A 24786-nucleotide genomic window follows, 5' to 3' on the forward strand; every position below is an offset into this window, starting at 1 on the left:
CCGAGATCGCCAAGTCTGTCGACCAATCCGTACAGAACGTCTCATACCACCTGGAGCGGCTCTGCGACGCGGACCTCATCGCGCCGATCGAAACGTGGTACTCCGAGAAGGGCCGAGAAATGACGGTGTATGCCCTTGCGATCGAACAACTCGTCGTCCAATTCCACGACGACACCGAGTAGTACCGCAGACGAAGAATACAATTCGTCAATCGTCAATCTATGACGATAGCTTCTCGTTTTCAAACTCAGGGCTCTATTGAATTCCTATTATTCAGATATATTCTTTCCTGAAACAGCCGGTCGATGAAACCTGTGAACCGGCTATTTTAGCTGTTCATTCGCTGTTTTCAGTTTCGGCATCGAATTCGAGTTGTCCGTCAAGGACGTGTATTCGGTCGGGCAGCCCCGCCTGAACGAGTTCGACGGTGCTTTCGACGACGACTCGTCGGGCCGATTCTGGCCATTGAACGACCGGAAAATCGATAAATACGGTCTCGTCGGCGAGCTCACCGAATCGATGGACTTTGACGACCGCAGCCCTCCCGTCACGGAATAGTGACACGGACGGGTGGGGTTTAGAGTCTCCCATAAACGGCCCTTGGAGCGAGAGCTGTGGCGGAGTGCCGTCACCATCCAATGCCACGAACCGCTGTGTGAGCGACTGCAGTTCGGTGTCTTCAGTGTGTGAAACCCACGTGTGGAAATGTTCCGCTAAGGGGGCAAACCTCGGGTCAACACCCACGACGGCAAGCTCTCCACCGTCCCCGAGAAACTCGAGATACTTTTCGTCATCTCGGGGGTTGTCGCTAGTTTTTACAGCTGGATCCGTGTGTTCCGTTCGCCGTTCAACGGCACTACAGCCCGCAGTGACGGTGGTGGCAGCGGTCAGGGCGGACGCAAGGAGGGCGCGGCGACGCATACATAGTGAAATTTCTACTCGCAATAATAATTTTTTGAAAATCCAACACCTGATTGTTCGCTGAACGCTCTGTATTGAGCGATCCACACTTCAACTGTACTGAGCGATTGAGAGGGGCAAAACTATCAACTGCTGAAGATTTCAACAGAGCCAAACTCAGTTATTTGAACGGGAATGAACGGTATACACGGGTGAGACTCTCACCCTGATGGAGTTGTACTGGACAGGAACGTACCCTATTGAGAGTACAGCAATGAGTACGACCACACCGACGTTAACGAGACCCGAAACCTCGATGAATCTGGTCGGACCGGTGAATTCCGGACGGAGCAGCGCGGCAGTGACCTCGGCAGTCTCCGGTCGAACGTTACTCAGTCCGTAGACGTTATTGAACGCGAGATTCGTTGCGAAATGAATGCCGATCGGTATTGCCAGCGAGTCAGTGAGAATGTACACACTGCCAAGAACCAGCCCTATCAACACCCAGAATCCAAGCGCGGGCAGTGAAGTCGCTTGATCAACGTGGACGACGCCGAACAGCAGTGAGGAGACGACGAGTCCAGCGAGCACTGCACTGCGTTCCGAGAGCCACCGCAAATGAAATCCTTCAGCGGCGTTTTTGAGCACGAGCCCTCGAAACAGGAGTTCTTCCCAGATTCCGACGAGCAGGAACTGGGCGACGAAGGCGGTCAGGGCTACTGCAAATGGAAGTGCGTTCGCAGCGTTACCGGGTGATAGGACAGCCGAGATGTGTGCCCATCCGACAGTGAGATGTACTACAAGCGCCAGCCCCCATGCGACGAACGCAATGACAACCCCAGCACCTGCGTCCCGAATCCATTCTGGTCCGACTTGAAGGCCATATTCGGTGAGTCGGCGGTGATCGACGTATCGAGCCCAGATTCCGATCACGAGGAGCACAGTACCAACAGTGAAGAGATTCTGCGTTAATCCCAGCACAGATGGCGGGAGATCGCTATTACTGAACAGTACGGATGGGAGTACCTGTGAACCGATTACGACGAGTACGAACGCGCCGAGAACCCGCCAAAGCGCACGGGGGCGGTTCTCAGTACGATTCCAAAACGGAGCGAGGAGCGTCCGTTTAGCCCGTTTGGAAGGGCGATCTACATCGCGGGGCATATTCGACATCGATGCCGAATCCAACACGCGCGATACCCAAGAGCGCCATCGCCTAGTTTCAGAGGCTGAAGTCAACCACAACCGACACGATCCACCGAACTGTTATTGAGAACCACATAGATGTGGCAGTTGTTGTGTCGGACGGACCAGATGCGGCGGTACTCGCAGATCTCCTCGCAGACGACTGTGCCCGACGCATCCTCATCGAAACCAAAAACGATCCCTGTTCAGCATCCGAACTCAGTAGACGACTCGATACGTCGAAACCGACCGTGTACCGGCGACTCAAACGGCTCCGAGAGCACGACCTCATTTCCGAAGAGATCCAGCCAGTTACGGACGGGAAGAACTACAAAGTGTATCAGGCACAGCTCCACAGCGTTCGACTGGAACTCACCGATGAGGGTTTCGAGATCACCGTCTCGCGTCGTGAACGGATGGCCGACCGGTTCACTCGCTTCGTTGAAAACAGATGACCACACTTGAACTCCTGCTCCAGTCGATCGATCTCGATACGCTGAGCCGTATTCGCACGTACAGTGAACTGATTTCCGTGGCGCTCGGCTTAACGATCAGCTATCTTGCGTATCTCGGCTATCGACGGAACCAAAGCCGACCGATGCTGTTCATCGCTCTCGGATTTGCACTTATTCTCGGTGTCCCAGGCGCCGCACTCGTGATCTTGGGACTTGGACTTGATGTACCGATCCCGATTGTCAATAGCATCGGCCAAGTTAGTGAACTCGCAGGACTCGTAGCGATCCTGTATGGGTTGTGGACGCCGCAACGCACATAGCTGCTAGACTTACGGATCGGCTGAAGAACCACGCTGTTTCCTTTTGGCCGGACTGGTCTTCTACAATTCCCAAGGTCGTTTAAGTGCTTCTAGTTATTCTCACTCACGACTGTATATTTTGTTCTGAGCGTCGTTCGTGGGTGCGTTCGTATGCAGCGAGTTGTTCAATTCGGTTGTCTGTTGGTGGGTGGGTTCGGAACAGCCAACGTTCGAGTTGGTGCAGTCGTGTGCGGAGCCACCAGTACGACGGTTCTGTGTTGCCTTCCGGACCGAGCATTACCTTTTCGAGCTCTTCCGGTTCAAGCGGAAGGATCGAGAGTGACGAAATTCCGGACACTTCACGTAAATCTCGATTGGGTGTCTCAGAAATGTCTTGATCAAGCTGTTTGAGTGCGGTAGCAAGGGCCGCAGGTGACCCAGTGATCTCTGCTGCAACGTGGTCCGCGGCGCGTTCTCTTACTCGGGACAAACGAGCGGTAATTGCTTTCCCGATCACCCAGAAAATCGTCGAGATGAATGCGAGTGGGACAATAACGATTGCAGCCCACCCCGGATTTTCAACGTCGGCGAGTCGAGACCCGAGTCCGTTAGCGAGAATGACGGGAAGTGAAACGATCGTCATTACCATCGCGTCCCGATTTTTCACGTGTGCGAGTTCGTGGGCGATTACGGCTTCCAGTTCCGCGGTTCCATCAAGGGTGTCGAGCGTCCCGCGGGACAGGATCAAATGAATGTTCCCCGGTCGAAAGCCGACAGCGAGCGCTTCGGGTGCCTGCCGTTCCGAGAGCGCGATCGTCGGGATCGGAATATCCAATTGCGTTGCGATGCGTGTGACCAGCTCGTACAACGCTGGTTCGGCCTCTCTGTCGACGCGTTGGGCGTCAGCAACTCGTTCGATCGCATCGATTTGTCTGTATTCGAGATATCCGACGGTTACGATTGTCAGCGAGGTGATCCCCGCTGCGAGGTATGATGCCGAGGCCACATCAAAGAACGAGAGTATCCCATAGGGGACAGTCCAGACACCAACGAGGAATCCCACCGCGACTACTGATAACCCAATAACTGCAGAAACCATCTTCACTGTAAGTGCCAGCGACTTGGAGGGCATATCACAACAATTCGAATGACGGATAATGAAGTTTGATTCCTCCAGTACGCTATTTTGACAGGGATCGTTAGTGAGTCATAGCGCAGTTTCGGGGATAATTTTGAACGCTTTTTCCCTTTTTCGGGACATTCACGCCGGTTCTGAAACGCTCAAAAACGCGTGTGAGTGGCTCTGTTGAAACCCTCAGCCGATGACAAGCATTGACTGCTGAATAAAGAGGGTACGTTCATCACGGGTCCCTTATTCAAACGACTTGGCAAGAATATAGCACCCTTGTAGAACTAACATGAATGAAATAAGAATCACTGCGATGTTTACGTAACCTTCAACCCCACGGTATGGGTTTCGAATGGTGTTCCACCCGACTATACCTACGATAATGGCAATAAAGCCGATCACACCAGTGATCGAATCACTTCTACTGCCCATAAATCTGCCATAAGTGAAAGGGGCTTAAATCTAATTACGGGGGTCGCCACTGACGATCACGAGTCCCGATTGGGGGGTTTTTTAATTGAGAAAACATCGACGTGTATTCAGCACAACTCTGCTGAAATATGTCACCTATTGAGGGTTTCAACAAGGCCGTGTGAGTCTATTTTAGAGACTCTTGGATGCGGTCTACCGTTCTACCAACGGCGCGTGGCTCTTGTGCGTATTTACATCACGGCAAATTCGTTGTGAGAAAATCAATGAGAGTGTTTCGTTGATCTCTTTTTGTTCGCTGTCCGTATCGTCTTCGTCCGCAGAAGGTGGCTGGCTCATACCTGGTGCTTTGAGTTATAGTGTTCTGTATCTTCGCTTGGTGAGCACATCATCTATTGAAGTCACGATAGATATGCTGAGAATTCAGCAGTACTACTGCTTTCCTACCGTGGATATAGCTCTAATTGGCTCTGTTGAAATCCTCTTCTTCAGACATATTCCCACCTGAAACAGCAGGCCGATGAGAACTGCATAATTACCGTTTATTTCTTGGTCAAACGGTGACGGCCAATCATCGCCGAAAGTACTTATAGAGTCAGATGAAATCAATTTCTATGCCTGCATTCGGTATTGGTACCCCGATATTCCTTATCGTACAAGCCCTCATCTCGTTGTTTGTCTACTCCGAAGCAAAAGAGTATGGCTCACGCTCCCCGCTAGTCGTAGGAGTATCCGTATTCTTACTGGGAGTGGGATTTGCATTCGCATTCAGTACTGTCGTCGGATTCGTTGCGGTCGAAATTCTTGTTATCTTCATCTACCTTCTCGGCGTACACGCTGGTAAAGAACGTTCTTTCCCCAACTAGACGGTACCCATTTCTCTTGAATTGAGCGACCTGGATTCTCCTGTACTGGCCATTACTGATCAGAAAACACCACTTTCTAAGGATTTCAACAGACCCCTCAAATTGGATTTGTAGTCAACGGTTCTTTCTTACTTGGTTACTTCGAACTGTTAAGAGAGTCCCCGTGAGGCTCTGAATGACGATGGATATTGACCAATTCAAAACCCAACACGCACCGTCGGAAACTGATGAGATGTTCCAACTGGAGAATAGCTATACCCTTGATATCACCGTTCAGGGTTCGATGATGGCGAAAGCCGGTGCGATGATCGCGTATACTGGCGATCTTTCGTTCACTGGCCAAGCAACACCTGAAGGCGGCATCACTGGGTTCCTCAAGGAAGCTGCAACGGGTGAAGGAACACCTGTGATGCATATCGAAGGAGACGGACACGTCTATCTCGCGGATCACGAAAAGAAAGTCCAGATCATTCATCTCAACGATGACGATGCACTCACCGTTAACGGTGAGGACATCCTTGCCTTCGAATCACAGATCTCGTACGAGATCGATAAGATCGACAGTCTCGCTGGTGCCTTTGCAGGTGGCTTCACGAACGTCTATCTGCAGGGTCCAGGATACGTCGCACTCACGACGCACGGCGATCCGCTTGTTTTCGAACCACCAGTCACGACCGATCCCAGCGCCACTGTCGCGTGGAACAAGACTTCCCCGAGCGTCGAAATCAACAAGAACCTCTCGGATATGATCGGTCAGGAGTCGGGGGAACGCTTCCAGATGAACTTCAACGGAACCGAGGGATTCGTCGTCGTCCAACCTTATGAAGAACTCTGATGACTGACAGTATTCGGTAACGAGAGACCCGTCTGATTTTCATCCTGTTGGGAGCGCGAGGATGAATGCGAAGAACGCGAGCGGGATGGCGAAGACTGCGGCGTACTAGAGTACCATACCGACGAGCAACACCCACGTTCCGAGTCCGTAGTTTGTTGGATCCCAATCGAGACTGATCCGTGGTAAGCCCACAACAGCAGTTAGTGGCAGCACAATCACGCATGCGAGCGTGAGTACAACCACCATGTTCAACAACGCATTCGAGAGAGCGGTCCCTTCCGTACTCGTTGTTGAAAAGACGACACCAGTACCAATCACGAACGGGATCGACAACCCGATGGCGACAAGGAGATAGCTTACAATCGTGGATCGTGCCGGCGGCAATCGGTCAAATAGTGAACGGAGCCGGCTGCTGAGTAGGATTGGGCTCCACAATATCGCAGCGCTGATCCCCGGCCCGAACACAAGAGCGAGCGTGTCGAACATCGATACAATTCGATCAACACTTGTGAGCCTCAAAACCGTACAGGAGACTCAAACCGAATTTTGAATAGTTGTTCTGCGTTAAGGGTCATTAGGCTCTGTTGAAATCCTCAGCAGCTGATAGTTTTACACCCTCAATCCCTCAGAACAGGGTATCCACGGATCGGTCAATTCAGAGAGTGCTTCTTGTACAGAAGGTTCTCGAAAACTCAGCTACTCAGAACTACGCTCAGGCGAGTATATAATCACCTGTCGGGGAGTAAGACCGACTGTATGTCCCCAGATACGAAACGTGAGGTGGAAGTCGGTTGTCCTTGACTGAAGTGTGTTTATTGTATCGGGGTCAATCCAATCTTGTAGGGTCGTGTCCCGACGTTGTGTATCGATTCCGATCGCATCAAATGCCATTAGCAAACCTTCAGTAGCAGACTCATCCGAGGAGAGGGTATAGGTTACTAATCGGCCCTGGCCCCATTGGTCAACGCTTCCCGTCGAGGCAGTAACGACTGTGGGTTCCCATCTGTCCCCTGACGCAGTATCGTGGCTGATCTGTTGATGAATGACAAGGTAGTAGTGCTCGTTATTGAGCGAAACGGCGGTCGCATAGAGTCGAAACCAACGTTCCTGTTTCGGTGAATGACAGGGATAGACGACTGTGAACTCGGTTTGCCTGCCGGTTAGCAAGCGGCGAAGTTCCGCCACCACATGTTTTCCGTATGTATCGTCTGCCTGCTGGGAAATGAGAACGTAGTTTTCACCCTCCGCTGTATAGTCCTCCGGTAATCCGTTCTGCTCGCCAAACGCCTCCCACGCTCGATTCACGCTCATTATGTACCCGTTCTCATCGAGGACCGCAATAGGAGAAGGTGTAGAGACTAAAGACATACTCATATCTCAGATTCCATCTTCAACGTGTTAAAACCCACCTTCACTCACATATTCATAATTAATCGGTTTGTAATCTCTGTGGTCAGTACAGGGAACTCACGCCTCAATCAATAAGCAGTCTCCATCGACCGGCTGTTTCAGATGAGAATATATCTGAAGAAGAGGATTTCAACAGAGCCGGTCATTCGACTATTCTTGGAGAACAAATCACCAATAGACGGTAAACACGCAGTAATCTCCGTGCTCGCGCCGACATTCTTCGCCTGTCTCTTCGACGAAGACGAATCGTTCGACTGGGGCGAATTGCTGTGTTACTACACGAACGAGTCCCGCGATCGAACGGGCGGGGATACGGATTCGTACACCGAAGCGTACCCACCTTGTTGTCGATCTCCATAACTCGATAGGAGCGTTAGAAGTGGTCGTGCAAGTTACGATCCCGCTATTCCCCAGTGACCGACAGATTAACGCGTTGGTTGGCGTTATCTCCGAATCGAGATGGAGATTCGGGACGTTGTTCGGGGATTCGTAGCCGGGCTGGCGGGGCTGGGATTCGTGCTAATCTTCTTGTTTGCACAGACGGGGCTCGTTTCACCGCCGGTTCTACTGGCAATGGGAGGTATCACGATCGTTGCCCTGTTCGCAGCTGGCGGGCGGCCAGCTATCCGACGACTGACCGGACATGAGGAAACGACTACAGACGAAACGGGGGAGACGGACTGGTGGCTCGCCCGTGTCGAACCGGCACTTGAAGACTCGTGGAATGCGTGGTCAGATCTCGTGTTGTCGGTATCTCTCGGTGCCGTCGGAATTGGATCGTTCGTTCTCCTTGTTACGTCATCGAGTGACGATCCGCCGTTGGGGCTCCTTATTACCGGGTTTTTGGGTATCAACGGCGCACTCATATCGCTCGCATTTGCTCTCGAGTGAACTACCCCACCCTACTCGCTCACGGCTGACGCCGTTCGCTCCTTGAGGGTGGGGCTTCCTGTTTCCACGACGCGCTTTTGCAGACACCAAGGTATCCGCAGGGAGCACAGTCTCCACAGGCGTTGATTCGGAGTGAACCACTCCTACTTCTTCAAGACCGCGAGAAAGAATGTTCCACGCTGCATTCGCATCTCTATCCGCCTCGAACTCACACGAGGGACACGAGTGTTCACGAACCCACAGAGGCTTGTCCGTCTTGACACCACACGACGCACACTCTTTGGTCGTGTCTCGGGGGTCTACAGCAACGAAATGCGTTCCTTCGCGTTCACACTTGTATTCGAGCATCCGTAGGAACGTTCCCCACGCCGCGCCTGCCCGGTTCCGCGAGTTGCCCGGTTGTTCGACCAAGCCTTTCGCGTCCAAGTCCTCGACCGCCACCAAGTCGTACTCGGTGGCGTAGTAGTTCGACAACTTGTGGAGAAAGTCTCGTCTCTTCCGTTTCAGGTCGGCGTGGCGTTCGGTCACAACCTTCCGTTGTTTCTCCCAATTCGCAGACCCGTGTTCCTTCCGCGAGAGGTCGCGTTGAGCGCGTTCGAGTCGTTCGCGCTCGACGCTGAAGTCAGGACTCTCGATGGCATACCCGTCAGTGTCGTGGGCGTACTTGAGAATCCCCACGTCGATACCGACGACTTTCTCGGGTGTCTCCGATTTCTCGGGCGTGGCTTCGTCCACGTCGATGCCGAACGTGACGTACCAGTCGCCCGTGGGTTCTTGCTTGATCGTGGCTTGTTTGATGGTCACGTTCTCAGGGATGTCTCGGTGGAGGTGGATCGGGATCTCACCGATTTTGCTCAACCACAACACGGGTCGACCACTCGTATTCTTGAATTCGAAGCCGGACTGGTTGTAGGTGAACGACCGATACTCCCGAGGCGGTTTCCACTTGAGCATCCCCACGGCACACCCGTTCTCCTTCTGCGCTTTGAGCGTGGAGAGGTTGTCGTAGACGCGCTTGACCACCATCTGGAGAACTTTCGAGTGTACGTCGGCCAAGTCGTCCCACCACGTTTTGAGGTCGGGGAGTGTTCCCTGTACCTTGTAGCGGGCGGGAATGTCGTCTGCCTCGTTGAGCAGGTGGAGGACGTGGTTGTACAGTTGCCTACAAGTATCGATGTGATGCAGAAGCGTCTCACCGATGTCTTCTGGAGGGGTCAGCCGATACTTGTAGTTGTACTGCATGGTCTACTCGTCTGAATTGGGTTCGGAGACGCGCACGACTTTCACGTCGGCTCCGCGCCAGCGTTTGGGAACGATGACGTGAGCACTATTGCCCGACGGTTTTGCGGTTCCGTCGAGGACTTCCTCGCCTTCGATTTCAAACCTATCCATCACCGGTGTATAGACTATGGTTAGACATAAACGGGGTGGTGGGCCTGTGGGACGAGTGTCGCGGATGTATGAGAACTGTGTGGCACTGTATCCCCTTCCTACTGCGCTACTCGGTCGCTTTGCTCCCTGCGTTGCTCCTTGAGGAAGGGGACTTAGCGCCTAATTCCAGTTAAAGCACTATACACACAAATGTGGTTATGAACCTCTCATTCCGCTATCCCGATGGTTTGGTCGTTCTCTTGGGGATAGTAATAGCTGTTCTCGCAAGCTACGTACTTCCGGCGGCCGGTTATGCGGGGAGCGTTGGCCTGAGCTGGCTACAGCTATTTGGGATGGGTATTATGGTTCTTGGAATTGCGTTTGTCACCTGGAATGACACGCAAGCGTAGTGTGCAGGCCGGTCCGTAGCTACCCTGTACTGACCCGACTCCGGCTCAAATATGTCCACCACTGAGGGTTTCAACAAAGCCACACCGATAGATATGACGAGGTGGTACTTGGAGACTACAACGGGAATTTGTATTTTCGGTTCGTTTTATACTGGACGTTGATATCTCTCCGTATGGTCCGACCCTCCCGTCGGGGCTTCCTCGGAGGAAGTGCCCTGACGCTCGCAGCGCTGACAGGTATTCTCGATCCCAAAACTGACGCGGGCGCGTTCGGCCGACCGGCTGGGACGCCGGCTGACCTCGACCTTGACATCTCGGCGCCGCTCGCCGACGCGTTCCTCCCCGTTCCGACGGGTGACGCGCTGTCGACGACGTACGCGACGGTCATTGCTGAGCGGATCGACGCCGACACAACCGAGGATCTGAGCTACCGCGCCCGGTCCGCGTCCGAGCGGTTCGACATCGACGCCGACGAGTTGACTGCGACAGTCGCAGTCGCTCCGGCCGACCGCGGGATCCGACTGGTGACGGTCGCTGGCGGCTTCGAGCAGCTCGACCGCGGTGAGACACTGGCAGTCGGCGAGGGAGGTGGTGAGTCGAACGACAATGCCTCCACGGAGGCTGAGACGACGGACGAACTCCCCGCCGGCTGGCGACTCTCCGATGACGGTGAGACTGCGCTCGTCGCCGGCGACGGCGTGGCGGTCGCCGCGATCGGCGGTGGTAATTCGACGAATCTCCGCGGTCGGTCAGCCTCGTCGGAACGCGACGCGAGCGACCGGCGGATCGAAACCGCCCGCGCCGCCGGCCGTGCGGCCGTTGACGAGGTTGATCGCTTTGCGGAATCGCCGCTGAGCGCGGCCGCTCTCCCTCGGCTTGGCGGGTTCGAAACGGTGGTTTTGGTTCCGGACGCCAGCGGCGACCCGTTTCCGTCCGGGATCCCCGACGACGTGGACGCGTTCGCCGCCGGCTTCGAGACCGCCCCTGAGGATCTCAGAGCCCTCGAAGGAACGGCGGAGAACGCGTACGTGATCCGCCCGGCCGATGATGCCGACGGACTCGACGACGAGATCGTCGATCGGCTCGTGCGTACTGTCGATCCTGCCGTCCCGGTCGAGACTGACATCACCCGAACCGACGGGCTCGTGCTCGTGGACGCCGTCGTCGAGGCTCCGCCGGAACTCGATCGTGAGGCGTCGCCGGACGTCCGCGTACGATCGCGGTTCGAGCGCGCCGCCGAAACGGTGACGTTCGAGCACGTCGAAGGTGAGACGGTGCCGGCCGACAAGCTGGAGGTGTGGCACGACGGTGAGGAGGTGAGCGATGCGGTCTTCGATGGAGAGGAATTCACGACGGGCGATGAGATCACTGTTGAAACCGGACTGATCGCAACCGTCACGCTGCGGTGGTTCGATCCCGACGCGAACGCGTACGACACGTACGCCCGCGAACGGGTTGACCGCGAAGCGTTCGCCTTCGACTACGACATGACCGCCGAGACGTTGGAGCTCGCCTACGTGGCCGAGCGCTCCGCCGACGCCAGTAATCTTCGGCTCATCCACCACGGTGGGGAGGGCGTCCAAACGGTCGGGGACGAGTTCACCAACGGAACGCTCGAACCCGGTGACACCGTCACCGTCGAGGACGTCTCGATCGGCGACAGTGTGCAACTGGAGTTCGACATCGAACAGCCGCCGGGCATCGGTAGCAGCTCCCTTGTCAATTACCACGCCCGGCCCCCGCGCGTGTGGATTCACTCGCCCGCCGAGGAAGGGACCACCGTGCGGTACGACGGAGAGGAGTCGCGCCCTGCTGACGCGTTCGTGACGCTGGTCGACGGGGAGTCCACCGACGCGCAGTTCGCCGACGAGTACGACACCCTCTCGGGCGACGAGGAGCTGGTGCTCGGCGAGCTTCCGCTGGGGAGTACGGTCGCCGTCGAGTGGCGCGAGCCGGACGAGCCGGTCGTCATCGCCGAAGAAGAGGTCGTGCCGAACACGCGCGCATCGGTCGAGTACGATCCGGACGTGGGCGAGATCACGGTCAAGCACCGCGGCGGCCGGGCGCTTCCAGCTTCGGAGTTGGAGTTACAGGCCGGTCGGACGCCGACCGACGTCCAGCCCGAAGACGAACTCGACGAGTTCGGCCCCGACGACTCGTTCACTGCTCCGGTCCCGCCGCTCTCGCGGGTGCGGCTCATGTGGATCGGCGGCGAGCGCGAGTATCACCTCGGCGGAACGACCACGGCACGCGACGCGGTCGCGGCGACCTACGATGCCGACGAGGAGACCATGACGGTCGAATACGTCGGCGAGCAGCCCGTCGACCCAGAGCGGCTTCGCGTGTCTGTGAGCGGTGCTGGCGAATCACGGGGGCGAGAACGCGATCAGGAGTCGGCGTTCGCGGCCGAGTACGACGAACTGTCGGCGGGCGACGCGATCGCGGTCGACGACGTCGGGCTCGACGACACCGTGGTCGTCAGCGTCCACACCGAGTTCGAGAACGGTGCGGCGACCAGCTCCGTCGCGCACTTCTCGGCAACCCCTCGCCGCGGGTTCGTCGTCGACGAGAGAGACGGGGGCGACGATGAAGTGTCGGAGACGACGCTCCGCTACGTCGATGAGGTTCGCCGTGACGCCGACGCGTTCCGGGTGCTGATCGACGGTGAGCCCGCGACGGACCAGCCAGCCGAGGAGACGGACACCCTGACCGGTGGGGAAACGCTGTCACTCGACGAGCTGTCCGCCGGCACGACGGTCGCCGTCGAGTGGACCGCCAGCGACGATCCCCGAACCGTGACGGAGCACGTGATCCCGCCGCAGGCGACGTTCGATATTTCTTACGAGTCGGCCGATGACGGTGAGGGCGGCGTCGTGACGTTTTCTCACACCGGCGGCGACGCACTCAACGCCGACCGCGTCGACGTCGTGGTGGAACCGGCGACCGATGGATTGCTCCCTTGGGATCCCGACGCCGACGAGGTGACCGCCGGCGACGAGACGAGGGTCACGGTCGACGCGGAGCCGGGGATGGCCCTCGTCGTCTTCGACGAGGGGGAGGTACTCCACCGCGAACCCCTCGCCGAGGACGGATAGGAGTGCTGGAACTCAGCCCAGCTCATCAAATGTTACAACGAGTCACCATTGAAGCAGTTATGTCGTGAATACATGAACAAAATTGATAACTTATCACATCACCCGATACCAGACACAGAATTCATGATGAGATCATAATATCCCAGTAGTGTAATTGCGTGAGAACCTAGCAATTTCGCTGGGTGGCCTCGGCTTCGTGTTCGAAGGCCTTCGCAGAATGAACAAAGGTAGAACAGAATGGAATGAAGGCGATCGATTCGCCGAACAAGAGACAACAGCAATCCGAGACCTGGAACCTGGGCCAGTCAAAGTGAAGGGAAGGTGACAGGGCGGCGAGGAGCTGACGTCATACTGTTTGATAGACTGGCAGAAACATAACGCGTGTGGGTATTCTAATCCTCGGCATTGCACTCATTGTATGGAACGATAGACAGAGTTAACTAGTGATCAATTATCCATATCTCTTCTATCGAGATACTCATTGACCAGCATCGGAGCGATCACACCGACACCGAGTATAACCATTCCGGAGACCCATGTCGGAGGGTCTGACACCGTCAATACGACACCTAAGAGGAGGATCGCAAGGACAATACAGAGGGTGATCACCTTGTTTTCGCGGGAAACCATATGTCGTATATCATCACTTCAGAACAAATCCGTTCTGGTAAAACAGAGCTTATTGAATGAACACGACACCGCTGAACATTTCAAGGCAGGGGTTCAGCACACTTATCGAAAGAGGTGGAAAAGTCAGTGGCGATGCCCTCCACGGACCGGCTGGGACGCCCACTGAACTCTGTTGGATTCGCACAGATATTGTGTGCGAACCTGCTCCCGCTCGTCGGCGTCCTGTGGTTGGGATGGGATCCCGCGACGCTCGTTGTCATCTACGTACTCGAAATCCTGTTTTCGTTCCCGCTTGCAGGTGTGAAAGCGCTCTTCGCACAACGTCCGCCGAGGACTGGTCAACCCGATAGCGGCGTAATCAGCGTTTCGAGCGACCTGATCGAAAAGCGGGAGAGTTTCGAACTCGTCCCGTGGCTACCGCCGATCTATCCGCGGAATCTCCCGTTCGCTACGTCGGTCGTGATCGCAGCAATGTGGTTTCTCATCATTCTCGGAGTCGTCCTCTCAAACGTGTTCACCATCGGGTCAATACTCATCCGCGCGGACGTCATCGGAAGCGCTCTATCACTATTGATTGGCCAGGCCGTCGATACGTGGCGGGACTACCTCCGTGGCGGCTACGAAACGGCTTCACCGTATACGGTTATCGAGACGCCGACTCGTCAGGCGTTTTTCCTCGCATTCGTCCTGTTCGTGACGCCGGGAATCGGCGTCGCAGGTGTCGAGAGTGTCCTTGGACTCGTGGTTGCCGCCAAACTGCTCGTGGAATGGTCGGCGTATCGAGCGACGCATGACAGCGGCGGGCGAATCACGCGCTGGCTTTCTGGCCCGGAGACACCAGACAAACATCTCAACCCGGTGGACGTCCCTGGTGACGGCCCAGCGGCGTCTATTCCGACCAATCGTCGTGCGGTGCTGTACACCGGCGTATTCGGTGTGCTCGGACGTCGGGCACCGTTCCTCGTGACGCCATTCATCATCGCTTGGTTCATCTCGATGACCCTCCTCGGCGAGGAGTCACCCTCTTTTCTGGCGATAGGGATCAGTCTCAGCATAGTGTTCCTGTTCGCGGTCCTCCTCGCGTCGAAAGTCGCCATATTCTATTTCAAATACGGTCCGCTGGAGTATCGACGGTACAAGGATCGACTCGTCGCATACGATACGCTTCTCGAAGAACCGCAATGGTCAGTATCGGTCGATGTACTGCGTGATATCCAGGTTGTGTCCGACCGTCTTGCGGACCACCTACTTGGGAGTCGAACGATTGCCGTTACGACTGGTTGGGACGACGAGGATTCGAGACGTCTGCTTGGGCCAGTCTCCAATCCCGAACAGCTCGTCGAAGCGTTCGAATTACCTGTCCGTACGACGGCATTGGAACCACTTGATCGACCTATTGCGAGTGTTGTAATTGCGTGTCTGTTCGGCATCATCGCCACCGTGGTTCTGCTCGCTTTCGGGCCGTGGATTGCTCTGAGCGAACTCATATCACTCATACTCGTGTATGGGATATTTGCAATCCCGGCCGTCGGGCTCGTGTTACGGCTTCTCTGGGACCAGGCATATCCCGACCGGAGTAGTTGAGTGAATACCCATAGATCTTAGAAGTAATCAGTCAGAAATGCAATCCACTTCTTCATCGGTAACAGACGAATGTGAATGGCAGGTTGCGGTATCCGACTCGCCAGTCCTCCTTGCGCTCGCGTACGTGATGCCGAGCATATTCGGGGGGATCGCCTTCCTTGTTGGTGCTCTTCTCGCGTGGTTCATCATTACAGCAGTACTCGCTGGTGCGTACGGCCGGGCCCTCATATTCGTCGGTGGCGCGCTCCTCGCTATCTTCGGACGGCGATGGTTCGCACTCGCACTCTTCTCTGGAGAGCTATTCACCCGAGAGCAGGAGTATCTCTCACGACGAGGGGTACTGCTTGGAAGCAGTATCGCTGCTGTCGTCCTCGGATTGAGTTTCATTATCGATCCGCGTGCACCCGTGGCTGTATTCATCGCGGGGTGGCTGCCGGCGATTTTTGTCGCCGCGTTCCCGACCAAGGGAACTGTGAACCAGCGTGCGACGACGCTCGTGATCGACGACGATGAGGTCCCGGTTGGAGCGGTTCGAAACTACCGTCTGCTGCCAATCGGTCCGTTCGTCTATTGTTGGGCCAGATACGATCGAGGCGTCTCGAACGCCCCGCGGCTCTTCATCGTTCCACGTGACGCGTCCGACGCTGCCCGGAACGTACTCGATGCGGCTGCAGATCGCCCACACGCCGTCGAATCCTCGTTGAGCTCGACGGAACGATGGATCCTGGTTGCGTTTGGGGTTGGGTTACTCAGTATCGGCCCCGTTCTCTGGGTGGTGTTACCGACTCCAGGACGCGGATTCGCCCTTTATGCTGGGGCGATGTTTGGCCTGTTCGGAGTCATCTTACTGTGGCATGCTGCGACTGCGTGATTTCTGCCCTTTATTATTACTCCTCTTCGGGTGGGAGGTCGCCGAGAGCGGTGACACCGCTGATCGCGTTACTGACAAAAAAGACTGCGTTGTCCGCTAACGCAGGTGCAGTGCTCGGGTACGCGTCAAACCCCTCGATGTGATACTCCCACCGAATCGTTCCTGTGGACTGTTCGAGCGCTGTGACGCCAGCGCCGCTGGTTTCCGGCAAGCCTTCAGCGGACACAATGACCGCGTCATTACCGACGCTAATTCTCGCTCCAACTGCACCGTCTGTGGACCATTCTATTGATCCGTCGTCAGTCGAGACTGCGTTGATAGCTGGATCGTTCGACCCGAGATACGCGACTCCATTCGCAACCGCTGGCGGTTCATAGATGTGGTCAGCGAACGTTCTGAGTGTCCGGGAGCGTTCTCCGTCAGTAAGGTCGTGAACCGCTAGTTCCCCGCTGTCACAAACGAATAACTCACCGTCTGCGACGACGGGACTCGTATCGGGATGGTCGAGTTCCACTTCCCACTCTAGTGACCCGTCACTCGTCGTCAACGCCCTCAGTATCCCGGTATCACCATCTTGTCGATACCCAGTCGTGTACACGATTTCCTCTTCGACGACCGGTGATCTGGCCGCGAACGTCGGGTGCGTCCAGTGTTGCTCACCCCATTCGACGTCGTACGCGATCAGACCGTCGTAATCGCGGCGAGCTTCAAGCGGAACAATAGCAAGTGACCCAGCAGCCGTGACTGCGCCAGCCGCACCGAGCGGGAGTGACTCCGCCCACAACTCAGAGCCATCATCACACGCCAACGCGATAAGTTGCTCGTCGGTGGCCACGAGTAATCGGTCATCAACGACTGCAGGCGTCGTGTCCGTAGTACCTTCGAGGTCATATTCCAATTGTTGCTCGCCGGTTTTCCCATCAAGAGCGGTCACACTATCCGCAACGGAGAAGACAACCCCGTCCGCAATCAGTGGTTCGGCAGACTGCGCCTCACCGGCATCCCATGCTTTATTCCCCCGTTCTGGGACTGCAGCATCGCTTGCCCCGGTCTTTCGACTGTCGTGTGCGTATTGTGCCCACTGTCCGGTTGGGGTGTCTGGTAACGCTCGATTCGAACCTCCCAAACAGCCAGCTCCTGCCACAATTGTCCCGGTAACAACCGTCAAGAATGTTCTTCGATCCATGGTTCTATTCCGGATTATCGTATCTCTAGTTTGCGCCGGACGAGTGCGAGTGCGACTAAGACGACACTCATCCCAATGAATGCGAGAGGAACGCCTGTTTCGAGGCTCTGTACTGTGGTCCCGAGGAAATCAACCGGGACACTCCGATTGAGCGGTCCGGTGTACCAGAGTAGTAGATACGTCATCTCGAACAACCATGTTGACCGGCTCCACATTCCGAGGGCAGCCGCGAGCGATGGGCCGAACAGAACTCCGCTAGCGATTCCGAGGAGCAGCTCGAATTGACCAGTTGTCGTGAACACGATGATGAGTCCACTACTGACGGCGACTGCCACGACACATCCTGCGACCCATGCGGACACGAGTTGCATCACCGGATACCGTGACGAGAGAATGAGGTCCGTCACTCGATGCTCAGCGGTTCGTGTGCCGATCTCCGACCAGATGAAGATTGGCCAGATGAACGCGACCGGCAAGAGAAGCCCGCGAGCGAGTTCGACCGATGCACCCGGAGAACTTCCCGCTACGCGTACGAGCGGGACGACGATGAGTCCAAGCGCACCAGCATACCACCACCACCGACGCCCTCGAATTGCAAGTCGTACCTCGGCTGTGACCAGCCGCCAGAAACTCGCCGTATCCCGCTTCTCGACGGGCGTTAGCGTCACCGAGTCAATCGAGTCACCGACCGATGGTTCCTCACGAGGACGCTCCCGTCGTAGTCTCGGTACCACTGACGGAATTCGCGTCAACCAGCGATCCTTCTGCGCTGTGAACTCACTTCCGCTGCCATTGAAGCACCAGGCGGCCACAAAGAGCAGCCCTGCCGCAGGGACAAGGAGCCCTGCTCGCTGAGCGAAAATCCACAGTGGCCACGGCCCACCGTCATACCGGAACGTCTGCTCATCACCGCTCAGCGTCCCGAACGACGGAAGCTCACCAGCAGCTTCGGGCACGGCAGCAACGACCGCGTCCGCAGTCACCGCATACACCGCGAGCTGCCCCATTATATCGAGCGCTCTCGTTCCAAGCGGGATGGCATTCGGTGATTGGCCTTCCGCAGCCATAATGGCTGAGAGCGCAACCGATGCGAGAAAGAAATACCCGATGTTCCCGAGTGTCCCGCGTAGCCTGTTGACTGTCTCGAACAAGAGAGCGAGTGCGGCGATGAGCCCAGTTAACGGTAGGGCAAGAACGAGGATCGGCCCGACAAGCGCGAGCGGCTGCGTCGGACCCGCACCGTGAACGGCGTGATTGACGATCGTGGCTACTGCGAGCGTGGAAAGAATAACCACCCCGAGACCGATGTTACTCACCCACTTGCCGAGGAGATACCGTCGATCCGAAATCGCTGTGCTGGCGACCAAGCGATTCACGTTGTGCGCGTGGTCGCGTTTAAGCGCGCCCTTCATAAGATAGAAGCCAGCGAACAACATCACCGTTGCCCCCGTCAGCCCGGCTTTCAGCCCGATGAATGCAGACGTGCTTTCCCCGGCGACGTTTGTGATCGAGTCCCCGTCTTGAATCTGATAAGCGATTTCAATCTGCCCGACGTTAACCAAGTACCCCAGGTACGCGACGATCAAGAGAACGATGACGAGACGCCGGGTTCGGATCCGTTGAAGGAAGTCGGCTTTTGCGACGTGGTATACGCGATTCATTTCACACCGTCACACCGTGTTCACTTGCTCAACCGTATCGTGATACGCGTCTTCGAGAGATGCAGACACACGTTCAGCTGATTCGGTCGGTGAGTCATCAGCGATGAGACGGACTTCCACGGCATCCGCCCGGTGAACGGTGCTACAAACCTTGTACTTCGTCTCCAACGTGGACACGTCGCCCGGCGGAACGATACACCGATACACACGTCCAGTGACGCGTTCGATGAGATTGGGTACGGTATCGTGCGTCACTATCTGCCCGTCATCGAGGATGGCAATCGTGTCCGCTACTGCCTCGACGTCGGGAACGATGTGCGTCGAGAGAATCACGGTTCGGTCAGTCGCAGTGTTTGCCAGCGCACTCCGTAACCGGACTCGTTCTTCTGGATCCAAACCGACCGTGGGCTCGTCGACGATGAGCAGATCCGGGTCGTTGAGTAGTGCCTGTGCGATCCCGACTCGCTGACGCATCCCGCCGGAAAACGTCTTGATCTTCCGGTCCCTGACGTGAACGAGATTCGTGAGCGTGACCATCTCGTCGATGCGAGCACTCGTGGTTTCTCTATCGAGTCCACGGAGCGCCGCAATGTACTGTAAGAACTCTTCGAGCGTCAGATCGGGATACGCACCGAACTCTTGCGGGAGATAGCCGAGTATCGAGCGGACGACGTCCGGTGACTCCACGATGTCGGTCCCGTTCCAGTACGCTGTTCCAGCAGTAGGCTTCAGGACCGTCGAGAGAATACTCATCAACGTTGATTTCCCCGCTCCGTTCGGTCCCAGTAACCCGTGGATCCCGTCACCGAGCTCTAGCGTGACGTCACGGACACCCCACGTTTCACTATCGTACTGCTTGCCCAGATTTTCAGTTTTGAGCCCCATATGTTCTATGTGGTGGAGTACACTGTGAGCGCTTGATTGGAACTGGGGAGATGCTGCTCTAATGATTGAAAGGTACAGCGAACGAACAAGCCGAGTGCCGAGTGCCGTTCGTGATGCGTCATAGCTGACGGGGAATGGCGCATAGTGACTGCAGTGGGTTTCACAGTAGAGTTTCAAATACTGAACGGAAACTAAAACCAGATTTTTACCTGAGACTCAAATTTGAACGTTCGCTCTTTTTAGCTACAAATTTTCTGGTAGTGAACCCGAGTTTTATGCGGGGTGTGCTACTTTTTGGCGTTGTGAATGATGCAGAACGTTGCGGTTTCGCTTGGGGGCATCGTGTTCGTGCTCGCGGGGTTTTACCGGATGTACACGGGGTACACAGAGTGGGCTGAGGGCGGACGGATTGCGGAGCGTGAGACGACACCGATCCGGGATCTCGAATCCGGCGCAGTAGAAGTGAAAGGAACGGCTCACTTGGTAGAAGATGGGACGACTCGACAGTCTCCGTTTTCTGAGACGGACGCTGTCGCTACCCACATTAAGGTCCAGGAGTGGCGGACCGGGAGTGAGGAAGAGAGTAACTGGAAAACGATATTCGAAGAGGAGACTGCCGAACCGGTGCTCGTTGACGATGGGACCGGTGAGGTGCTGGTCGAGCTTCCTGCTGATGGCGGGTTGAATCTTGAGAGTACGGAAACGAAGGTTGAGAGCCATGAGGAACCGCCGGATGCGATTCGCCGATACGTTGAGATGCAACCTGATCTCGACGTTCCGAAACGCCGCTCCGTTGGGGCGTTGAGTATCGGTGAGCCCCGCCGGTACGTGGAGGGAGTACTCGAACCTAGTGAGGAGGTCTACGTACTCGGAAATGCACGGGAGAGTAACGCTGGCTGGGGTGAGCGGGATTTCGTGATCGACGAGCAGACCGCGGATGGTGATTTTGTGCTTTCGAACAAGTCCGAAGAAACACTCGCGGCGGAAGGTAAGCAGGGTGGGTTCGTGTTCTTGGTATTCGGTGGGTTGTTGACGGTGCTTGGCCTCGGAGCGCTTGTGTACGGGTGGCTGGTAATATGAGTGGGCTACGGTGATCCTCGACAGTAATAGAGCCCCCTCCAAGGGGGGTCCCGAGTATGGTGATGAGGTGTCTGGACACTCCTGCTCATCTACCAGTAGTGCTGAAGGAGCGGTATCTCCTCGTAGCAAAATGGGTATTGGTGAGCACCTTACAAGCATCTCGTAGCTCACGGTGTTATGCTCTGGTCGATCAAGCGGGTCGCTGCTCGTGCGCCTGTGCTCGCGTTTCTCGTACTCACGTTCGGGTACTCGTGGACGAATATGGCGATTGTGGCGCTCACCGTTGAGGAGACGGGCCTTATCCACGAGTTCGCCAATGTCCACGGACCAGTCATTGGGGCAGCAGTCATGGTTTGGCTGCTTGATGAGGATGTCCGCTCGTGGATAGGTCACGTGCGAAACTGGCGTGTTGGGCTCAAGTGGTATCTGATCGCTCTCACTGTCCCCATTTTGTGTACGGATTTAGACAATGTTGCCGCCTTGGCTCTCGGAGCCGAGGTCGGGAGAGCAGAAACCCCGTTGGTCCTCTATCTCTTGAATTTCCTCGTTGTCCTCGTCTTCGCAGGAGCACTTGAGGAGTTTGGATGGCGTGGATTTCTGCAGACTCGCCTCCAACAACGGTATAGCGCGCTTGCAACGACCGTTTTTATCGGGTTCGTCTGGGCAGTCTGGCATATCCCGCTTTACTTTGTTATAGATCATGCGTATGATCCCGCAAATCTCGGTCCGTACGTTCTGTATGCAATGGCTGCGTCAGTCATTTTCGGCTGGTTGTACAACAGTACCGACGGCGGACTACTGGTGGTGATGATCGCACATGCCGCCGGGAATATGCCGCCGTACCTTACAGTGACTGGTGACAGACCTGCTATCGTCGAGACTGTGCCGATCTCAGAGTTCGCGTACGTCCTCGGAGCGATACTCGTGGTCTGGTACGCTGGAGCACAGACGCTGTCACGAGATCGTTCAATGGCCCCAATACCGAGTCAATCAGAAAATACGTGACAGGGGAGTGATTCACCCGATACCAACAAAATAATCATCTCTGATTTACCACACCTATTTAACGGTTTGAGTGAGGATATTCCTGAATGCCCTCCAAAATCAAAGCGATTGGCTTTGTTGAAATCCTCAGCAGTTGATAGTTTTTCCCCTCAATCGCTCAGTACAGGGAACCGACTCATTGAGTTGGTTCATGCTGATTATAGATTACTGGTCAACAGATCTTGTGGAGGGGTACCGCCTCTCATCACATATTTATTATAATTGCTGGTGTGTCACACACTATGACGGATGGTGACCCGTATGGTCGTGCTATCAGAGATCATTACCTCGGTGAACGCGAGGAACCACTAATCGATCGAGACGGTGAGGAAATACGAGAACACGCTATCGAGGAGTGGTACTTCGGCGAACACAACAAGGATGCATGGCGTGATTCGTGGCTTGAAGGCCCATTACTCGATATGGGTGCTGGCGTGGGGAGAGACACACTCTACTATCAAGAGCAGTTTGAGGCTGTTGCTATCGAAGTGAGCGAATACCTCGTCGAGACAATGCGTGATCGTGGTGTGAAAGATGCTCGACAGGTGGATATGTTCTCGCTCCGGAATCATTTTAACCGTGATCAATTTCAGTCAGCACAGGCGATCGGTACGCAAGTCGGGTTAGCTGGCTCGATTGCTGGAGTCCGCCAATTTCTTAACGACTTAGCGTTCGTTACGACCGCTGACGCCACTGCACTTCTCGATAACTACGCCCCTGAGAAGGAGGCCACTAAAGACATCTTTGCTTACCGTGATGATCCAATGCCGGGACTCGCATACCGGGTGTACCACGAGGAATACGCGGGAGCAGTAGGGGAAACACTGTTGTTCCAAATATTCAGCGTAGACCGGCTACGAGAAGCAACCGTTGGGACGGACTGGGAAGTCGTTGATGCCAAATATGGGGATGTGCAGTGGAGAGCAATCTTGAGGAAAGCTTGACCCCCTCAATGGAGAAGACCCCTTGAAGCGGTCATATGCAGTCCTCACCGACCGGAGATTTCAGGCGAGAATACGTCTGAAGATAGGATTTCAACAAAGCCAAGCGATTCTAATTAGTGAGCCGTCTGGACGGGCTGCTGCAGCCGTGATGTTCTCAGGAGCACTCGTTTTCCTCGATATGTACGTCTACTTCGGAGTAATAGGCGGGTCTTCCACGATACATGAGCTCTTCCTCGGAGTAGCATTCGCTCTGTCTGGCACAGCCGAATCCCTCCCGAAACAACGACGACGAATGGCAGGGGCTCTCCGTATTACAGCAATCATCATACCACTGATTATGATACTGATACTCGCTATCGCTCCTGAACTGATTCATCCGCGATAGACGACGCTGTGGCTCTGTTGAAATCCTTGAGTGGTGATATGTTTCAGAGTATGTGCTGACGCTATAGTGTACATTCATCACAACGGTATCGACGAACCGGTTTTATTGAAGACACCTAACCGTGACGTATGGCTGAAGTGACAATCCGGACGGCGGTGCCGGAAGATACCTCTACAATTTTGCGAGTCGCCGAACGTGGATGGAACGCAGCCTATGGTGACTTCTTGTCACAAGAAACGATTGATACTGCGATGGCAGAGTGGTACGACCCGAACACGGTACGAGGCCACATCACACGGGACGACGTAGCCTATTTCGTAGCAGAGCAGGACGGTAACATCCTCGGCTACGTCAGTGGTGGGCCAAGCGGCGAGGAGAGTACCGCTACACTCGGTGCTATCTACGTTGATCCTGATTACTGGGGAAACGGGATTGGTACCATTCTGTTGGACAAATTTGAGGAATTTTGTCGCCAACAAGAGTATGATACAATTCAGTTTCAGGTACTGACGCAAAACGATGTAGGGATAGCATTTTATCGCAAATACGGATACGACGTAGTTGAGGAACGGGATGCAGAGCTATTCGGTGAGGCTGTTCGTGAATACGTATTCTGCGGGAAAATCGAATAACACCCACTGACTACATTCGATGCACCTTATGCAGTCCTCATCGACCGGCTGTTTCAGGAGCGAATATATCTGAAAATAGGATTTCAACAGAGTCAGAGGGTTTGTTCCACCTATCGACGTTGCCTGACGTGAAAGTACAGTTCGACGAGCGTTCGAAGCAGACTCGTGACCAACACTCCGATCCCGACGAGCATCAGTCCAAGCAGCAATCCAACCCCGGCTGGTGCTGGTAACGAGGAGGATGTGAGCGTCCCAACACCGAGTACGAGGAGCGCGACGCCGAGAAGTGCAACGGAGGATTCGATGATTCGAGCGAGTGAGTATCCGAGATTCGACGTTGCGTGAGATCGTATGGATCTGTCCGAGTGAAGCAGTCTCACTGCCCCAATGACGGTTTCGAGAATAACGATCCCGACGAGGACAAGACTGAGAAGGGGAATCCCGATGAGTGCCAAGAACTGTGTATTGATCAGGAGCGGTGAGCCGACCGAATAATCGATGGGAATGGGACGAAGGAACCCTGCGATTCCCAGCCCCAACGTGAGGATGATTCCTGCGAATTTTCCGGCTTGAAGCGGTTTGATTTTGATGAAACTGCGGATCATGGCT

At 55.4% G+C, this 24786-nt stretch carries 22 protein-coding genes and 1 pseudogene; 12 read left to right on the forward strand and 11 right to left on the reverse strand.

The genetic code is table 11. The features are described 5' to 3' along the window. The coding region (locus tag U4E84_RS09780; protein WP_322531908.1) for a winged helix-turn-helix transcriptional regulator at positions 1–182 on the forward strand (182 nt) is incomplete at its 5' end. A 154-nt stretch (positions 183–336) separates the two neighbouring features. Here U4E84_RS09780 and U4E84_RS09785 read toward each other — a convergent pair. Beyond that, the gene (locus U4E84_RS09785) at positions 337–921 is read right to left on the reverse strand and encodes a hypothetical protein (protein WP_322531909.1); all 585 of its coding nucleotides are present in this window, start codon (positions 919–921) and stop codon (positions 337–339) included. A gap of 156 nt (positions 922–1077) precedes the next feature. Next, positions 1078–1842, reverse strand: coding sequence for a CPBP family intramembrane glutamic endopeptidase (locus U4E84_RS09790; RefSeq protein ID WP_322531910.1), 765 nt, complete (start codon positions 1840–1842; stop codon positions 1078–1080). 344 nt (positions 1843–2186) lie between these two features. Here U4E84_RS09790 and U4E84_RS09795 point away from each other — a divergent pair, with 344 nt between their 5' ends. Together U4E84_RS09795 and U4E84_RS09800 are read left to right on the forward strand one after the other, a co-directional pair. Then, positions 2187–2540, forward strand: coding sequence for a winged helix-turn-helix domain-containing protein (locus tag U4E84_RS09795; RefSeq protein ID WP_322531911.1), 354 nt, complete (start codon positions 2187–2189; stop codon positions 2538–2540). After that, positions 2537–2860 (forward strand): hypothetical protein, encoded by a 324-nt coding sequence (locus U4E84_RS09800; protein WP_322531912.1) that lies wholly within the window; start codon positions 2537–2539, stop codon positions 2858–2860. The genes U4E84_RS09795 and U4E84_RS09800 overlap by 4 nt, the downstream gene beginning before the upstream one ends. Before the next feature lie 103 nt (positions 2861–2963). Here U4E84_RS09800 and U4E84_RS09805 read toward each other — a convergent pair whose 3' ends face one another. Beyond that, complete coding sequence (locus U4E84_RS09805; RefSeq protein ID WP_322531913.1) at positions 2964–3971, reverse strand: M48 family metalloprotease; 1008 nt, start codon at positions 3969–3971, stop codon at positions 2964–2966. Between the two features lie 1473 nt (positions 3972–5444). Between U4E84_RS09805 and U4E84_RS09810 the strand changes: the two genes are divergently transcribed. Next, positions 5445–6098 (forward strand): AIM24 family protein, encoded by a 654-nt coding sequence (locus U4E84_RS09810; protein ID WP_322531914.1) that lies wholly within the window; start codon positions 5445–5447, stop codon positions 6096–6098. Positions 6099–6794: 696 nt separating this feature from the next. Here U4E84_RS09810 and U4E84_RS19035 read toward each other — a convergent pair. Then, the gene (locus tag U4E84_RS19035; RefSeq protein ID WP_369698426.1) at positions 6795–7472 is read right to left on the reverse strand and encodes a PAS domain-containing protein; all 678 of its coding nucleotides are present in this window, start codon (positions 7470–7472) and stop codon (positions 6795–6797) included. A gap of 495 nt (positions 7473–7967) precedes the next feature. On the opposite strand from U4E84_RS19035, the gene U4E84_RS09815 reads away from it, so the two are divergent. Then, positions 7968–8399 carry a hypothetical protein gene (locus U4E84_RS09815; RefSeq protein WP_322531915.1) on the forward strand — a complete coding sequence of 144 codons (432 nt, stop codon included), beginning with the start codon at positions 7968–7970 and terminating at the stop codon, positions 8397–8399. A gap of 11 nt (positions 8400–8410) precedes the next feature. Here U4E84_RS09815 and U4E84_RS09820 read toward each other — a convergent pair. Together U4E84_RS09820 and U4E84_RS09825 are read right to left on the reverse strand one after the other, a co-directional pair. Next, positions 8411–9641 (reverse strand): annotated as a pseudogene (locus U4E84_RS09820) (RNA-guided endonuclease InsQ/TnpB family protein). 3 nt (positions 9642–9644) lie between these two features. After that, positions 9645–9794, reverse strand: a complete 150-nt coding sequence (locus U4E84_RS09825) for a DUF2080 family transposase-associated protein (RefSeq protein ID WP_322531916.1) — start codon at positions 9792–9794, stop codon at positions 9645–9647. A gap of 559 nt (positions 9795–10353) precedes the next feature. Here U4E84_RS09825 and U4E84_RS09830 point away from each other — a divergent pair. Continuing rightward, a complete protein-coding gene (locus tag U4E84_RS09830; RefSeq protein ID WP_322531917.1) occupies positions 10354–13275 on the forward strand; it encodes a hypothetical protein in 2922 nt (973 codons plus the stop codon). Between the two features lie 447 nt (positions 13276–13722). Here U4E84_RS09830 and U4E84_RS09835 read toward each other — a convergent pair whose 3' ends face one another. Beyond that, complete coding sequence (locus tag U4E84_RS09835; RefSeq protein WP_322531918.1) at positions 13723–13905, reverse strand: hypothetical protein; 183 nt, start codon at positions 13903–13905, stop codon at positions 13723–13725. Between the two features lie 132 nt (positions 13906–14037). Between U4E84_RS09835 and U4E84_RS09840 the strand changes: the two genes are divergently transcribed. Both U4E84_RS09840 and U4E84_RS09845 read left to right on the forward strand, forming a co-directional pair. Continuing rightward, complete coding sequence (locus U4E84_RS09840; RefSeq protein ID WP_322531919.1) at positions 14038–15489, forward strand: DUF6498-containing protein; 1452 nt, start codon at positions 14038–14040, stop codon at positions 15487–15489. A gap of 37 nt (positions 15490–15526) precedes the next feature. Next, positions 15527–16360, forward strand: coding sequence for a hypothetical protein (locus tag U4E84_RS09845; protein WP_322531920.1), 834 nt, complete (start codon positions 15527–15529; stop codon positions 16358–16360). Positions 16361–16376: 16 nt separating this feature from the next. Here the strand turns inward: U4E84_RS09845 and U4E84_RS09850 are convergent, their stop codons facing one another. Genes U4E84_RS09850 through U4E84_RS09860 form a run of 3 tightly spaced genes read right to left on the reverse strand, consistent with a single transcriptional unit; the run spans position 16377 to position 20092 of the window. Next, positions 16377–17546, reverse strand: coding sequence for a PQQ-binding-like beta-propeller repeat protein (locus U4E84_RS09850; protein WP_322531921.1), 1170 nt, complete (start codon positions 17544–17546; stop codon positions 16377–16379). Between the two features lie 14 nt (positions 17547–17560). Then, positions 17561–19207 carry a hypothetical protein gene (locus U4E84_RS09855; protein WP_322531922.1) on the reverse strand — a complete coding sequence of 549 codons (1647 nt, stop codon included), beginning with the start codon at positions 19205–19207 and terminating at the stop codon, positions 17561–17563. A gap of 9 nt (positions 19208–19216) precedes the next feature. Further along, positions 19217–20092, reverse strand: coding sequence for an ABC transporter ATP-binding protein (locus tag U4E84_RS09860; protein ID WP_322531923.1), 876 nt, complete (start codon positions 20090–20092; stop codon positions 19217–19219). 306 nt (positions 20093–20398) lie between these two features. On the opposite strand from U4E84_RS09860, the gene U4E84_RS09865 reads away from it, so the two are divergent. The 4 genes from U4E84_RS09865 (at position 20399) to U4E84_RS09880 (ending at position 24177) form a co-directional block, all read left to right on the forward strand. Then, the gene (locus U4E84_RS09865; RefSeq protein ID WP_322531924.1) at positions 20399–21172 is read left to right on the forward strand and encodes a GIDE domain-containing protein; all 774 of its coding nucleotides are present in this window, start codon (positions 20399–20401) and stop codon (positions 21170–21172) included. A 177-nt stretch (positions 21173–21349) separates the two neighbouring features. Then, entirely contained in the window at positions 21350–22177 is an 828-nt protein-coding gene (locus U4E84_RS09870; protein ID WP_322531925.1) for a type II CAAX endopeptidase family protein, read from the forward strand. Positions 22178–22458: 281 nt separating this feature from the next. Continuing rightward, positions 22459–23160, forward strand: a complete 702-nt coding sequence (locus tag U4E84_RS09875; RefSeq protein ID WP_322531926.1) for a class I SAM-dependent methyltransferase — start codon at positions 22459–22461, stop codon at positions 23158–23160. Between the two features lie 513 nt (positions 23161–23673). After that, the gene (locus U4E84_RS09880) at positions 23674–24177 is read left to right on the forward strand and encodes a GNAT family N-acetyltransferase (RefSeq protein WP_322531927.1); all 504 of its coding nucleotides are present in this window, start codon (positions 23674–23676) and stop codon (positions 24175–24177) included. 110 nt (positions 24178–24287) lie between these two features. On the opposite strand, the gene U4E84_RS09885 is transcribed toward U4E84_RS09880, so the two are convergent. Continuing rightward, positions 24288–24782 (reverse strand): hypothetical protein, encoded by a 495-nt coding sequence (locus U4E84_RS09885; protein ID WP_322531928.1) that lies wholly within the window; start codon positions 24780–24782, stop codon positions 24288–24290. Between the last annotated feature and the right edge of the window lie 4 nt (positions 24783–24786).

Origin of the sequence: Halorubrum sp. AD140 (genome assembly GCF_034497445.1) — an archaeon.
In the GTDB taxonomy this organism is placed as follows: domain Archaea; phylum Halobacteriota; class Halobacteria; order Halobacteriales; family Haloferacaceae; genus Halorubrum.

Excerpts from the sequence above, each read along its gene's own strand:
- U4E84_RS09815 (WP_322531915.1), top strand. The coding sequence starts at position 7,968 with ATGGAGATTCGGGACGTTGTTCGGGGATTCGTAGCCGGGCTGGCGGGG.
- U4E84_RS09870 (WP_322531925.1), top strand. The coding sequence starts at position 21,350 with ATGCTCTGGTCGATCAAGCGGGTCGCTGCTCGTGCGCCTGTGCTCGCG.
- U4E84_RS09785 (WP_322531909.1), bottom strand. The coding sequence starts at position 921 with ATGCGTCGCCGCGCCCTCCTTGCGTCCGCCCTGACCGCTGCCACCACC.
- U4E84_RS09810 (WP_322531914.1), top strand. The coding sequence starts at position 5,445 with ATGGATATTGACCAATTCAAAACCCAACACGCACCGTCGGAAACTGAT.
- U4E84_RS09830 (WP_322531917.1), top strand. The coding sequence starts at position 10,354 with ATGGTCCGACCCTCCCGTCGGGGCTTCCTCGGAGGAAGTGCCCTGACG.
- U4E84_RS09840 (WP_322531919.1), top strand. The coding sequence starts at position 14,038 with ATGCCCTCCACGGACCGGCTGGGACGCCCACTGAACTCTGTTGGATTC.
- U4E84_RS09850 (WP_322531921.1), bottom strand. The coding sequence starts at position 17,546 with ATGGATCGAAGAACATTCTTGACGGTTGTTACCGGGACAATTGTGGCA.
- U4E84_RS09800 (WP_322531912.1), top strand. The coding sequence starts at position 2,537 with ATGACCACACTTGAACTCCTGCTCCAGTCGATCGATCTCGATACGCTG.
- U4E84_RS09875 (WP_322531926.1), top strand. The coding sequence starts at position 22,459 with ATGACGGATGGTGACCCGTATGGTCGTGCTATCAGAGATCATTACCTC.
- U4E84_RS09860 (WP_322531923.1), bottom strand. The coding sequence starts at position 20,092 with ATGGGGCTCAAAACTGAAAATCTGGGCAAGCAGTACGATAGTGAAACG.
- U4E84_RS09855 (WP_322531922.1), bottom strand. The coding sequence starts at position 19,207 with ATGAATCGCGTATACCACGTCGCAAAAGCCGACTTCCTTCAACGGATC.
- U4E84_RS09880 (WP_322531927.1), top strand. The coding sequence starts at position 23,674 with ATGGCTGAAGTGACAATCCGGACGGCGGTGCCGGAAGATACCTCTACA.
- U4E84_RS09845 (WP_322531920.1), top strand. The coding sequence starts at position 15,527 with ATGCAATCCACTTCTTCATCGGTAACAGACGAATGTGAATGGCAGGTT.
- U4E84_RS09835 (WP_322531918.1), bottom strand. The coding sequence starts at position 13,905 with ATGGTTTCCCGCGAAAACAAGGTGATCACCCTCTGTATTGTCCTTGCG.
- U4E84_RS19035 (WP_369698426.1), bottom strand. The coding sequence starts at position 7,472 with ATGAGTATGTCTTTAGTCTCTACACCTTCTCCTATTGCGGTCCTCGAT.
- U4E84_RS09805 (WP_322531913.1), bottom strand. The coding sequence starts at position 3,971 with ATGCCCTCCAAGTCGCTGGCACTTACAGTGAAGATGGTTTCTGCAGTT.
- U4E84_RS09865 (WP_322531924.1), top strand. The coding sequence starts at position 20,399 with ATGATGCAGAACGTTGCGGTTTCGCTTGGGGGCATCGTGTTCGTGCTC.
- U4E84_RS09885 (WP_322531928.1), bottom strand. The coding sequence starts at position 24,782 with ATGATCCGCAGTTTCATCAAAATCAAACCGCTTCAAGCCGGAAAATTC.